Raw genomic sequence first — 12,280 nt, forward strand, 5'->3', positions numbered from 1 at the left:
AGCAATCCCAGGGGCTGAGGCGGCAGCTGGTAAAGGGGTCGTCCGGAGTGGACAAATGGCGCATTCGTGACGGCTTTTGCGGGGAATCACCCCGCTATGAGCACAAAATCCCAGGCCAGAGCACTCCTGCTGGCGGCAGTCGTCCCGGCGTTGCTCGTCACGGGCTGTGCCGCGGGCGGTAACGATATGCGACTCATGGGCGCGGCGGCATCGCCGATGCCCTCCGAATCGGGCCCCTCACCGTACGAATCGGAGTCGGGCACCATGAGCCCGATGCCATCCGAGTCGGGCAACATGAGCCCCGAACCATCCGAGAGCGCGTCGATGGCGCCGATGACCACGCCGCGCGCGGCCGTGATGGCGTTCTTCGACGCCGCCAAGGCCGGAGAGCCGGACAAGGCCGTCGAGGCGTTCGCCACCGACGGAATGGCGGCCGTGGAGGGCAAGCCGACCGCACAGGGCACCGACGCGCTGACCACACTGTTCAAGGAGCTGTTCAAGGCGAAGATGATCGCCACGCACACCATCGACGAGACACGCATGATGGGCGATGTGGCCTTCGTCCGGACCACCAGCACCGAGGGCAGCGAGAAGTATCGGGAGTTCTTCCTTCTCAAGAAGTCCGGCGGCGAGTGGAAGATCGAGCGCTACATCAACAACACCGTGTCGCAGTGAGCGGGCCGGGTCAGCGCTCGTAAGCCCCTGACGGAACCAGCCCCCAGCGAGACCATGGCCGCCACAGTGGCGGCCATGGCCATGCGCGGTGGGCCTTAGGGCGAATTAGCGTGGGGGCATGCAGGATCTTTCGGCGTTTCAGCATCCGCGCTTCGCCCGCATGTACGAGCGGCTCAGCGCCGAGGCCGAGCGGCACGGCATGACCGGGCTGCGGCGCCGGTTGCTGTCCGGGCTCAGCGGCCGGGTGGTGGAGGTGGGCGCCGGAAACGGGCTGAACTTCCCGCACTATCCCCCGCAGGTCTCCGAGGTCGTCGCCATCGAGCCGGAGGACCGGCTGCGCGCCCTGGGGGAGCGGGCCGCGGCCCTGGCGCCGGTGCCCGTCACGGTGGTGCGGGGGCATGGCGGTTCGTTGCCGTACGAGGCCGGGTCGTTTGACGCGGCCGTGGTGTCGCTGGTGCTGTGCTCCGTCCCCGACTCGGCCGTGCTGCTGGCCGAGTTGCGCAGGGCGCTCAGGCCGGGTGGCGAGTTGCGCTTCTTCGAGCACGTACGCTCGGCGAACCCGGTCCGGGGCGTGCTGCAGGATCTCATCACTCCGCTGTGGCGGCTGATGGCCGGAGACTGCCGGCCCAACCGGGACACCGGGGCGGCGATCCGGGAGGCGGGGTTCGTGATCGAAGACTCCGACCGGTTCGTCCATCGGGCTACACCGGGGTCGCCGGCCCTGACCCACGTTCTCGGCCTGGCCCGCAGACCCTAGAGGTCGCGTTCCTGCTGGTCGAGGATGGCGACGGAGATCGCCACGGCGGCGCCGGGATCGCCGTCCTCGATCGCCCGCAGCAACTCCTCGTGCGACCCGTCGAGCACCAGCGCCGCCTGCTCCATGTGGCGGACGCTGTCGCGCAACGCCTCGCTCATGCTCCGGTAGAGGTCGCCGAGCAGCGGGTTGTGCGCCGCGTCCGCCACTCGCAGGTGGAAGTCGACGTCCGCGTCGGCGAACGCGTCCACGTCGCCCGCCCGTCCGGCCGCGTCCCGGCGTACGAGCGCCTCCCGCAGGCCGGTGAGGTCCTGCTCGGTCCGCTTCCCGGCGGCCAGCCGGGCGGCCACCATGTCGAGGCCACGTCGCACGTCGATGATGTCCATCGCGGCCGCCTTGGCCAGCCGCCTGCCCAGCGCGACCTGCGACTCGTCGACCGCCGTGACGTAGGTGCCGTCGCCCTGGCGAGTGGTCAGCAGCCCGGAGTGGGCCAGCACGCGTACGGCCTCCCGCACCGAGAGCCGGCTCATGCCGAGGGTCTCCGCGAGCCGGAGCTCGGACGGGATCTTGGTCCCCACCGGCCACGCGCCGCTGGTGATCTCCCCCCGGAGCTCCTCGATCGCGGCGTCCACGAGGGAGGTCCGCGCCACGTTTCGCATGAGCCGTTCGCCGATTCTCAGTGATTGCCTAAAGGAAACCGTATCCTAAGCGGCCGTCAGGTGATCGGTCATCGGCCGGGGTCAGCGCTCGCAGACGAGGCCGTCGCCGTCGCGGTCCTGGTACCAGGCGTACTCGGGGTCAACGCCCTTCCGGTACGGGCCGTACCCGGCGGCGTTGGCGTCACCACAGGTCCGGTAGCGCGGGTCGTTGGCGCCAGAAGTCGGAGTGGGAGTCGGGGTGGGGGTCGTCGTGCCGGTGTCGCACTTGCCGGACCAGATGCGCAGCTTCTGCCGCTTGGCCACGGCCTCCTCGCTCCGCATCACCTTGATGTAGCGATCATTCGGTTTGACCAGGACCGCTTTCGCGTAGCCGTACCGGACGAGGTTGCGGTTGACGTGCACGCCCTTGGCGTTCCACACGTAGAACAGCCGGCGGCCGAAGCCGTCCACGGGCTTCTTGTCGGCGACGACGTACGCGAGCCGGCCGACCGGCAGCAGCGCCGCCGTGCGCTGGGTCGCGGCCTTGCCCCAGCACTGGCCGCGCTCGGGAGCGTCCGCCTCCAGGAACATGACGCGCGCCTTCTTGCCGCCGCCGGTCGTGACGTCGATCGTGTCGCCGTTCACGATCTTGGCCACGCGTACGCTCATCGCGCCCTTCGGCACTCCGGCGGGAGGTCCGGCGGCGTACGCGGGAGCGGGAACGGCGAGCAGGACGACGGCGGTGAGGCTGATGACGCGCATGGGCCCTCCATGGGATCGGGGTGGATCGGTTAGAGACTGGAGAGGACGCCCCGTCGTTCACGTAGGTGCACTCACGTCACTGGCCGGATGCGGCCATATCCGCCCGACACGCCCCTGCACGTAGGTGCACCGGATCTTGTCAGGCCCCCTGCCGGGTGAGAGATTGCGGGTACTTTGGCGCCCATCGTCTCGGAGGACACGCGTGCCTCAATTACGCCCGGCCCTCATCGCCGTCGCCCTGACCATGGCGATCGCGAGTCCCGCGCAAGCGGCCGCCGGACCCAGGATCACCGTTGATAACGGCCGTACGCAGCCGGTCTTCTCCTACGCGGACGCAGTCCGCGAATACGTCTACGTCGAGTCGAGCGTCGACGGCGATTCCGACGGCCGGCTGGACAGGGTACGCGTCGACATCATCAGGCCCAAGGAGTCCGGTCCCCGGCTCAAGGTGCCGGTGATCATCGACGAGAGTCCGTACTACGACAATTCTGGACGTGGCAACGAGGCGGAGCGGAAGGTCTACGACGCCGCCGGGAATGTCACGAAATTTCCGCTCTTCTATGACAACTATTTCGTGCCGCGCGGCTACGCCGTCCTGAACGTCGACATGCTCGGCACCACCAAGTCCGAGGGCTGCCCGGACATCGGCGGCAAGGCGGACGTCCTGGGCGGCAAGGCCGTCGTGGACTGGCTGAACGGCCGGGCCAAGGCCTACCGCGCGGACGGCACCCAGGCCGTGGCCGACTGGACCACCGGCAAGGCCGGAATGATCGGCAAGTCCTACGACGGCACGCTGGCCAACGCCGTCGCCGCCACCGGCGTACGCGGCCTGGAGACGATCGTGCCGATCTCGGCGATCAGCTCCTGGTACAGGTACCAGCGCTCGAACGGCGTGGTCTACAACTACGACTACGCCTCCTGGCTGGCCAACTACGTCGACACCGACCCCGAGGCCAAGTGCCAGGCCGTACGGGATCGCATGGACGCCGAGGACGGCGACGACACGGGCGACTACAACGCCTTCTGGGCCGAGCGCGACTACGTCAACGGCCTGCTCGGCGATGCCTCCAAGGTCAGGGCCAGCGTCTTCGTGGTGCACACCGCCAACGACCTGAACGTCAAGCCGGACAACTTCTCCACCTGGTGGCAGGCCCTGGCCAAGCGGAACGTACCGCGCAAGATCTGGGTGGGCCAGTACCAGCACGTGGACCCGTTCGACTTCGAGGGCCGCAGGGACGTGTGGGTGGACACGCTGCACGGCTGGTTCGACTACTGGCTGCAGGGCGTGCGCAACGGGATCATGAACGCCCCGCGCGCCGACGTGCAGACTGGCCCGACGCAGTGGATCACCCAGCGCGACTGGCCGGCGCCGTTCGCGACGAACGTCCCGCTCCGCCCGGCCGCCGACGGCTCGCTCGGCCTCGCCGCCGCCAGGCGCGACGCCAGCGTGTCCTTCACGGACGTGCCGCTCGACGAGGAGGAGATGATCGCCGACGTCGGTACGGCCAAGCCGGGCCGGGTGGCGTTCACCAGCGGCGCGCTCCCGCTCGACCTGCGCCTGTCCGGCACGCCCACGGCCGACCTGCGGGTCAAGCTCGACAAGCCGGCCGCCAACCTGACCGCCCTGCTCGTCGACTTCGGCGAGGCGAACCGCGTCGACTGGGGGCGCGGCCAGGGCATCACCACGCTCGCCGAGGAGGACTGCCACGGTGACAGCACCGCCGCCGACGACGCCTGCTACCGCAAGGTGACCACGAACACCGTGACGCGGCCCGCCGAGATCGTCGCCCGCGGCTGGATCGACGTGCAGAACCGCGACTCGCTCAGCGCGCCGTCGCCGCTGCCGGTCGGGACGTGGGGCAGGGTCAAGTGGCAGACGCTGCCGCACGACTACACCTTCCGGAAGGGACACCGGATCGCCCTGGTGGTCGCGGGCACCGACACGACCTACACCTCTGAGGCGGGCACGGGCGCGAACGTCACGCTCGACCTGGCCAGGAGCAGTGTGATCGTGCCGTTCACGCAGGGGGCGCCGCTGGTGGACGTGCCGAAGGACACGACGCAGTTCCGCGGACCGGCGCGGATCGAGCTGCCGGAGCCGGAGAACTCCTTCTTCTAGCGTTCGCGTTCTAAGTTCGCTCTGTGGTGGCGGGTACGCCCGCCACCACATGGAGGTTCATCCGGAGCCGGGCAGCGGCTGGTGCTGGGCGCCCTCGCCGCCGGTGGCGGGCCAGCCGCAGTTCGTCCAGTAGCCGCTGCCCTTGCCGTCGGACACGTACGATCCCTTGGCGTTGGCCACGGTCCAGGACAGGCGCAGGGTGAGGGTCCCGCTGCCGCGCACGAGGCCCGTGGTGCTCTGGCCGTTGCCGCTGGACGTGCCGGTCCACCGTACGGTGACCTTGCCGAACTCGGTGGCGGGCGGCCCCGGGCAGCCGGGCCGCGACGCGGGCGCCTGGACGCGGAACGCGTGCGCGGAGACCGCGATCCCCTTCGTCCCGGACACCGTAGTGATCTTGCAGCTTCCCGGACAGACCAGCCCGAATGATCCGGTACGGCGGGTGCCCAGGTTGATCGACGACGGCGACAGCCTCGCGACCGGCGGCCTGGGGCCGGGCAGACTCACCTTCTGCGGCCGGACCTCGCCGGTGGCGGTGTCGCTCATCTTGGAGTCCGGGTTGGCCGTCGGGGCCGCCGGCACGTCCGTGGGCGGTGGGACCACTGTGGGGTTGAGCATGAGGTTGGGGGTGCTCCCGCTCCCCGGCGGTACGGCCGGGGCGCTGCCGGGGCCCGACAGCTTGGTCTGCGGCTCGGGCACCTCGGGCTGGTGGCGGCTCTGGATGCCGGACCAGGCGAGGCTCGCCACCAGCATCCCGGCGCCGACGAGCAGCCCCACTGTGGCTATGGACCGGATGGAGAACCGGCCGTCGGACTCGTACTCGCCCGGGCGGTTGCGCCAGAACTCGGTCTGCTGGTCGTCCTGACCGTTACGCCAGAACTCCGACCCCGGACCGTCCGGCCCGTCGTCGTCTGTGTCGCCGTCGGTGCTCTGGGTCGCGACCAGCAGGTCTCGGTGCTCGCCGGTGGCCATGATCAGGGCGTCTCGGAGCGTGGCCGCCGTCGTGAACAGGGCCTCCGCGCGGGCGTCCGCCTGGGTGCCCATGTGGGTGTCCGTCGTGGGGAACGGCGCGTCCCAGCGGGTGCCGGGGGTGGTGATCAGGGCGTCCCGTTGGGCGCCCGCGATCAGGGCGTCCGTAGTCGGGCTCGCGCTCTGGACGCCGGAACGGATGCTTGTCGTGGCGAACTGTCCGTTTCGGCCGGTGTCTGCGCTGGCGAACTGTCCGTTTCGGCTGGTGTCTGGGGTGGCGAGCTGTCCGCTTCGTTGGGCGTCACCGGTGGTGGTCTGGGCGTCCCGATGGGTCTCGGGGGCACCCCGGCGGTTGGCGGGGGCGGCCGCGTCCCGGTGCGGGCTCGTGGTGGTGGCGTCCCGGCGGCTGCCCGGGGCTGACGGGGCAGGGCGGCTCCTGGTGGCGGGGGTGTCCCGGCGGGTGCCGCTGGCCGCGACGAAGACGCCCTGCCGGTCGCGGGCGGTGGCCACCAGGACGTCCCGCTGGCGATCCCCGAAGGGGTGACGACCACGCGGACCGGCACCGGCCGGGCCACGATCGGCCGCGTCGGGCGGCACATGGACGTTCGAGGTGTCGGGCGGTGCTTGGCCGTTCGACCTGTCCGGAGGTGCCTGGCCGTTCGACGCGTCGCGCACGGGCGGGTCGCTGACGGGGGCGCTCAGCACGGGCGGCCCGCCGATGACCAGCCCGGGCAGCCGCAGGACCGGCTCCGACGGAGACGAGACCGGCCCAGCGGCAGGCAACTCGCAGACGGGGGCGGCCAGGAGGCCGGGCGCGGACGGGCCGGTGGCCGGAGTACGTCGCGGGAGGACCCCGGCGGCGGGCTTCCGGGCGAGCGGAATGGTGGTCTCGTGGTCGAGAGCCGCCGCGATCGCATCCGGATCGGACCGCTGGTGCGGAATGGCGGCCGGGGCGTCGCTGCGGGATGGGGCAGCGGCGGGGGAGCCGGATCGGGGCGGGGCGGATGTCGGGGTGCTGGAGCGGGGCGGGGTGGGGGCGCGGTGGCTCCTGTGGGGTTTGCGTTCCTGGCCGGCGGCAGCCGCGCCCGCCGCCGGCCAGGCGCTACCCCTGATCGCCGCCGTGGGGTCGGCGATCGGGGAGATCAACATCGGGGCGGCCTCGACCAGCCCCCGAACCTGCACGGGGAACCCGTCCACCCGCCACAGCTCGCCCGCGTCCGGAAGCGGCTGAGCCCACGTCAGGCGGTCGCGCAGCGTGGGGGGAGCGGTGGCGATGGGCAGCTCGCGCAGCAGTGTGGCCGCCACCACGGCCCGGGGCGCCGCCCGGCACGTGGGGCAGGTGGGGATGTGGCGGCTGATGCGGGCCCGGTTGCGCCGCGTGGGCGTCGTCGCCCAGGCCGTCACCTTGGCCGCGAGCTGGCCACAGCCGTTGGCGGACCGGGCGGCGATGACGGCGGAGAACCAGCGCTCCACCCCGCGGGCCGCCTCGGTCACGATGACATCCACGTCCGGAGGCGTCACATCGAAGATCACGGCGATCTCCTGATGCGCGAGGCCGTGCCGTACGGACAGGTCCAGCAGCTCCCGCTGCGGGCCGTCCAGCGCGCGCAGGGCCTCGGGCAGCAGGTCCGGCATCCGGCCGGAACGCGACCACGAGCCGATGCTCGCCGGACCGGCCACGGCCGCGCGATGCGCCCGGGCCAGCCCATAGAGCCACGGCCGCACCAGGGAGGAGTCGACGACCCGGTGCGTGTGGCCGTACGCCGACAGCAGCGCCCCGGCGACCGCCAGCTCGGCCTCGCTCTGGGCGAGTTCCGTGCGGCAGTAGTCATAGAGGTGGGATCCGTACTCGTCGCACAGCTCGCGGATTTCCTCGCGTACGTCGTCGGTCAGCGTCCGCCACATCACCCGTGCCACCTCCTTAAAGGTCGTACCCGTCACCGAAACAGAAGCCTCAGCCGGGTAACTGCTCCGCGATCTCCGTAGCCCAGTAGGTGATCACGCTCCCGGCGCCGGCCCGGCGGATCGCCATGAGGCTCTCCCGGATGGCCCGGTCGCGCATGAGCCATCCCTGGGCGGCGGCGGCCTCGATCGCCGCGTACTCGCCGGAGGTCTGGTAGGCGGCGACCGGCACGCGGACCGTGTCAGCCACCATGCGGACGATGTCCAGGTAGTGGCCCGCCGGCTTGACCATCACCATGTCGGCCCCCTCCTCGATGTCCAGGAGCACCTCGCGCAGCGCCTCGCGGCTGTTGGCGGGGTCCTGCTGGGCGGTGGAGCGGGTGCCGGTCAGCCGCGATTCGACGGCGTCGCGGAACGGGCCGTAGAAGGCGGAGTCGTACTTGGCGGCGTAGGCCAGGATCGCCACCCGATGGTGACCGGCCTGGTCGAGCGCCTGCCGGACGGCGGCGACCTGGCCGTCCATCATGCCGCTCGGGGCCACCACCTGGGCGCCGGCGTTGGCCTGGGCGATGGCGACCTGGGCGTAGGCGCGCAGGGTGGCGTCGTTGTCGACGTCGCCGGTCGCGTCGAGGATGCCGACCTGGCCGTGTTCGGTGTATTCGTCCAGGTTGATGTCGCTGATCACCACGGTGGCGTCGCCGACCTCGGCGGCGACGTCGGCGATGGCCAGTTGCGCGATGCCGTACGGGTCCCAGGCGCCGTACCCCTCGGGGTCCTTGGCGGCCGGGATACCGAAGATCAGCAGGCCGCCGACGCCGGCGGTGGCCGCGGCCGAGGCGGCCTTGCGCAGGCTGTCGCGGCTGTGCTGGACCTGGCCCGGCATGCTGGGGATCTCTCGGGGTTCCTCCAGTCCTTCGCGGACGAACAAGGGCTGGATCAGGTCGGCCGGGTGCAGCCGGGTTTCGGCGACCAGGCCACGCAGGGCGGAGGTGCGCCGCAGGCGGCGGGGACGGTCTGCGGGGAAGCTCATGGGTTCTAGCCTCCGATTACCTTGCCGAGGAAAACACGTTCCGCGTGCCTGACGGCGTCCGCGGGCGGGAGCCGGAACCAGTAGCCGGAGGTGCTGCGCGCGGTGATGTTGAGCCGGCGCAGCTGGCACAGGTGTTCGGCCGTCTTGACCGCCAGCCCGTCCGGGTCGATCACCGGCAGGCCGTGCAGTTCGTGCACGCCGAGGTGGACGAGGATCTCGTTCGGGATGCCTTCGGCGGGGACCAGCCACTGCGCCCCCGCGTCCGCCGCCCGTTTGGCGGCCTTCGTGTAGGCGGCCAGCAGCGGCCCGAAGTCCTCGGCCAGGGCCCGTTGGACGAGGGTGGTGCCGTCCTCTACCACCTGATAGGAGGCCAGGTCGGCGCCCGCCGCCCGGATGTTGTCGGTGATGGGCTCGGCCAGATGCGGGATGAAGCCGATCAGGCCCAGCCGGTGGCGTTCCATGCGCGCCGCCTGCCAGACGGCGTCGCCGTAGCCGACCACGGGGATCGACACGCGCGAGCGGGCGGCGGCCAGCCCGGGGTCCTGCCCCGCGCCGCTGATCCAGGCCACGCACCCGTCGCGTTCGGCCGCCACGGCCGTCTGCGCGAAGTAGTTGCCGAACAGCAGTCCCAGCTGCCCGTATCCGACCAGGTGCTCGGGCAGGTCGGTGCCGTATGTGTCGGCCGGCAGCGTGTGGATCTCCACCTCGGTGCCGGGTTCGGTGATCTTGGATAAATGCTCGGCGTAGAGCTTGTCCAGCAGCGCGGAACGACCCTCGACGGTGTGTTTCTGGAACCAGATGCGCATGTCAGCCGTGCCTCACGTGATGGGGGGTCGGGCCAGATGGAACGGTGTCGAGCATCGAGGCTTGCGCCAAGTAGGCGCGGGTGGACTCCGGATCGCCGGCGATGGCGCGCAGTCCCGCCATGGCCGCCGCCAGCTTGGTGTTGTCCCGGTCCTGTACGCCGGCCACCCGCGCCTCACTGCGCGGGATCACCCGGTTGACCAGTACGGTGCGCCGCCGCCAGGCCCAGGCGTCCAGCGCGGCGGGTGCGGTGAACCCGCCGAGCACGGCCGCGAGCACCTGGCCGATCTCGACGGCGTCGTGGATGCCGGCGTTCATGTTCAGGCCGCCGGCGGTGGAGGTCAGGTGGGCGGCGTCCCCGGCGAACAGCACCCGCCCGCACCGGTAGTCGCCCAGCACGCCGCGGGCCAGGCTGTAGCGGTCGGCCCCGATCACCCGGATCGGCGCCTGCTCGGTGGGCAGGGCACGGAACAGCAGCTTGGCCACGTTCTGGGGATTGAGCGGGTCGCGGGTGTCGTGCGGGATCCTGATGATGATCCGCCAGTGATCGGGCAGCGCCAGCAGGCTGCACGACTGCCGGGAGTCGCGGATGTAGGTCAGCGGCGCCAGGCCGGGCAGCAGCGCGTCGAGCGGTGAGTCGGTGAAGATCCGCAGTGCCTGCGTCGGATACTCCGAGCGGGGGAACGGCAGGCCGAGCGAGCTGCGGATGGTGCTGTGCGCGCCGTCCGCCGCGACCACGTAGCGGGCCCGCGCCCACGTACGGCCGATGCGCAGCCGGACGCCCGTGCCGCCCTCGGCCACCCCGTCGACCGGGGTGCCGAAGCGCACGTCCGCCTCCGGGTAGGCCGACAGCGCCTCCAGCAGCAGCGCGGTGAGCGTGGACTGCTCGGCGTGCAGCCGAAACGGGTGCTCGGTCAGGCCGTCGAGGCTGCCCATCAGCATCTCGGCCAGCACCCGGCCCGACCGGTCACGCCATTGCACCCGCTCCACCACCCGGCCGCGGGCGATCAGCGGGGTAGCGATCCCGAGCTCCTCCAGCAGGTCGAGTGTGGCCGGGTGGAAGGTCGAGGCGCGCGACTGGCGGTTGAGGCCCGGCTCCCGTTCCAGCACCATCACCGGCACTCCGGCGCGGGCCAGGGTGAGTGCCGCGGTCAGTCCGACCGGGCCCGCGCCGACCACGGTGACGCCGTTCATGACGGCCGGCCCTGTGCCACCGGGCGGTGCGGCACCCGGCTGAGCGTGACCGGCTGACCGGTCGCGTGCGCCAGCGCCCACCAGGCGCTGCACAGGTTCGAGGTGAGCAGGACCCGGTCGTTTCCGGCGCCCAGGGGGCCCAGCGCGGGCAGCGTGGACATCCCGGTGCCGCTGAACAGCACCACTGCGTCGGACGGCAGTCCTGCCTGCTCCACCTGCTCGACCAGCTCGTTCGGCGTGACGTCGTACGGTGAGAAGCCGCCCTGCGCCCTGACCGGTATCACGCGGGAGACGTGCAGACCGGCCGCGGCCCAAAAGCGCTCGGCGAGTTCGGTGAGCCAGGGCTGATACGGCGAGACGAGCACGAACTCCTGCGCCCCGATGTGCTCCAGCGCCTCCCGCGTCGCCAGGGTCGCCGAGGCGAACGGGATGCCCGCCTCACCGCTCAGCTTGTCGCACCTCGCGCGATCTTCCTCGGGTGCGAACAGATATCGCGAGCCGCTGCAGGCCATGACCAGCGCGTCGAGCGGCAGGTTGCCGAACGAGCAGATCATCGCGGGCAGGACCTCGTTGTAGCTCTCCAGCCGCTCCGCCAGGGTGAGGCCGGGGCGTACCGGGAAGCGGCTGACGTACATGTCGGCGCGGGACCCGAACAGGCGCGCCAGTTCGGGCTCCACCGATGGGTTCGCCGGCGGTACGAACACGCCGACCCGGCCCCGGCTCATCCCGCGCTCCCGGCCGGACCGAAGGCGGGCAGTTCCAGGGAGAACAGCTCACGTAAGGCATCCGCGTAGCTCTCTCCCAGAGGGGAGTCGGCGTAGCTGGTCACCCGGTTGATCGGCTCGTACAGGAAGGCGTCGACCACTCGCTGGACGGCGTCCCTGATCTCGGCGCGGGCGGCGGCGTCCAGGCTGGGGGCACGGGAGGCCAGCCGGCCGAGTTCGGCGTCCGCTACGGCGTTCGCCTTGTGCTTCAGTGCTTGTACGACGGGGACGGTAGGCGGCACCGGCACGGGCACCGTGGGGACCCTTCTGGAACCGTAAGGGCAGCGGAACGACACCCCCAGAACGTTTCCGCCCTCGCCGGCGGTCGTCCGGCGGGTAAGGGTGGCCGGCATCAGCAACCCGACCAAGCCGCGGCCCAGAAAGCCGCCTCTCGACGCGCCCGTGCCTCGTCCCAGTCGGTGAGGACGAGCTGTATCTCGCCGCGCTCCACGCCTAGGAGATCCACCGCTGCCCCGATCACGGTATCGGCGAACTCCCGTTGTCTGTCGACTGCCAGTCCTGCTGGGGATTCGACCTGGATGGTGAGCATGAGTTCCTCCTGCGAAGGAGCCTGGGGGGTTCAGGGCACGTGGTGAAGAACCTGGTCGATCACGCTGATCGCCTGGTCCGACACCTGCCGTATGTGACGAAGACGGTGGACGGTGCGGGCCG

General features: G+C 71.2%; 12 protein-coding genes. 3 read left to right on the forward strand and 9 right to left on the reverse strand.

Features of this window, described 5'->3' with window-relative positions; all coding sequences use genetic code 11:
- Positions 1 to 273 precede the first annotated feature (273 nt).
- Both ACIBO2_RS37310 and ACIBO2_RS37315 read left to right on the forward strand, forming a co-directional pair.
- On the forward strand, positions 274 to 675 hold the full coding sequence (locus ACIBO2_RS37310) for a nuclear transport factor 2 family protein (protein ID WP_358545188.1): 402 nt from the start codon (positions 274 to 276) through the stop codon (positions 673 to 675).
- Positions 676 to 793: 118 nt separating this feature from the next.
- Positions 794 to 1,432, forward strand: coding sequence for a class I SAM-dependent methyltransferase (locus ACIBO2_RS37315; protein ID WP_397303090.1), 639 nt, complete (start codon positions 794 to 796; stop codon positions 1,430 to 1,432).
- Here ACIBO2_RS37315 and ACIBO2_RS37320 read toward each other — a convergent pair.
- Entirely contained in the window at positions 1,429 to 2,088 is a 660-nt protein-coding gene (locus ACIBO2_RS37320) for a FadR/GntR family transcriptional regulator (RefSeq protein ID WP_358545192.1), read from the reverse strand. The genes ACIBO2_RS37315 and ACIBO2_RS37320 overlap by 4 nt on opposite strands.
- Positions 2,089 to 2,169: 81 nt before the next feature.
- Positions 2,170 to 2,829, reverse strand: a complete 660-nt coding sequence (locus tag ACIBO2_RS37325) for a thermonuclease family protein (protein ID WP_397303093.1) — start codon at positions 2,827 to 2,829, stop codon at positions 2,170 to 2,172.
- A 202-nt stretch (positions 2,830 to 3,031) separates the two neighbouring features.
- On the opposite strand from ACIBO2_RS37325, the gene ACIBO2_RS37330 reads away from it, so the two are divergent.
- The gene (locus ACIBO2_RS37330) at positions 3,032 to 4,948 is read left to right on the forward strand and encodes a Xaa-Pro dipeptidyl-peptidase (protein WP_397303096.1); all 1,917 of its coding nucleotides are present in this window, start codon (positions 3,032 to 3,034) and stop codon (positions 4,946 to 4,948) included.
- A 57-nt stretch (positions 4,949 to 5,005) separates the two neighbouring features.
- On the opposite strand, the gene ACIBO2_RS37335 is transcribed toward ACIBO2_RS37330, so the two are convergent.
- The 7 genes from ACIBO2_RS37335 to ACIBO2_RS37365 all read right to left on the reverse strand — a co-directional run bounded on the left by ACIBO2_RS37335 (position 5,006) and on the right by ACIBO2_RS37365 (position 12,158).
- A complete protein-coding gene (locus ACIBO2_RS37335) occupies positions 5,006 to 7,831 on the reverse strand; it encodes a hypothetical protein (protein ID WP_397303099.1) in 2,826 nt (941 codons plus the stop codon).
- Between the two features lie 37 nt (positions 7,832 to 7,868).
- Positions 7,869 to 8,846 (reverse strand): porphobilinogen synthase, encoded by a 978-nt coding sequence (gene hemB / locus ACIBO2_RS37340; RefSeq protein WP_358545199.1) that lies wholly within the window; start codon positions 8,844 to 8,846, stop codon positions 7,869 to 7,871.
- A 5-nt stretch (positions 8,847 to 8,851) separates the two neighbouring features.
- Positions 8,852 to 9,652 carry an aspartate/glutamate racemase family protein gene (locus ACIBO2_RS37345; RefSeq protein ID WP_358545201.1) on the reverse strand — a complete coding sequence of 267 codons (801 nt, stop codon included), beginning with the start codon at positions 9,650 to 9,652 and terminating at the stop codon, positions 8,852 to 8,854.
- 1 nt (position 9,653) lies between these two features.
- The gene (locus tag ACIBO2_RS37350) at positions 9,654 to 10,844 is read right to left on the reverse strand and encodes an FAD-dependent oxidoreductase (protein ID WP_397303103.1); all 1,191 of its coding nucleotides are present in this window, start codon (positions 10,842 to 10,844) and stop codon (positions 9,654 to 9,656) included.
- Positions 10,841 to 11,569, reverse strand: a complete 729-nt coding sequence (locus ACIBO2_RS37355; protein WP_358545205.1) for a hypothetical protein — start codon at positions 11,567 to 11,569, stop codon at positions 10,841 to 10,843. Before ACIBO2_RS37355 ends, ACIBO2_RS37350 begins: the two co-directional genes overlap by 4 nt.
- Positions 11,566 to 11,862, reverse strand: a complete 297-nt coding sequence (locus ACIBO2_RS37360) for a hypothetical protein (protein WP_397303106.1) — start codon at positions 11,860 to 11,862, stop codon at positions 11,566 to 11,568. Before ACIBO2_RS37360 ends, ACIBO2_RS37355 begins: the two co-directional genes overlap by 4 nt.
- A 98-nt stretch (positions 11,863 to 11,960) precedes the next feature.
- Positions 11,961 to 12,158 carry a hypothetical protein gene (locus ACIBO2_RS37365; protein ID WP_357940570.1) on the reverse strand — a complete coding sequence of 66 codons (198 nt, stop codon included), beginning with the start codon at positions 12,156 to 12,158 and terminating at the stop codon, positions 11,961 to 11,963.
- Positions 12,159 to 12,280 lie beyond the last annotated feature (122 nt).

The organism is Nonomuraea sp. NPDC050022 (genome assembly GCF_044460705.1).
Taxonomy (GTDB): Bacteria; Actinomycetota; Actinomycetes; order Streptosporangiales; family Streptosporangiaceae; genus Nonomuraea.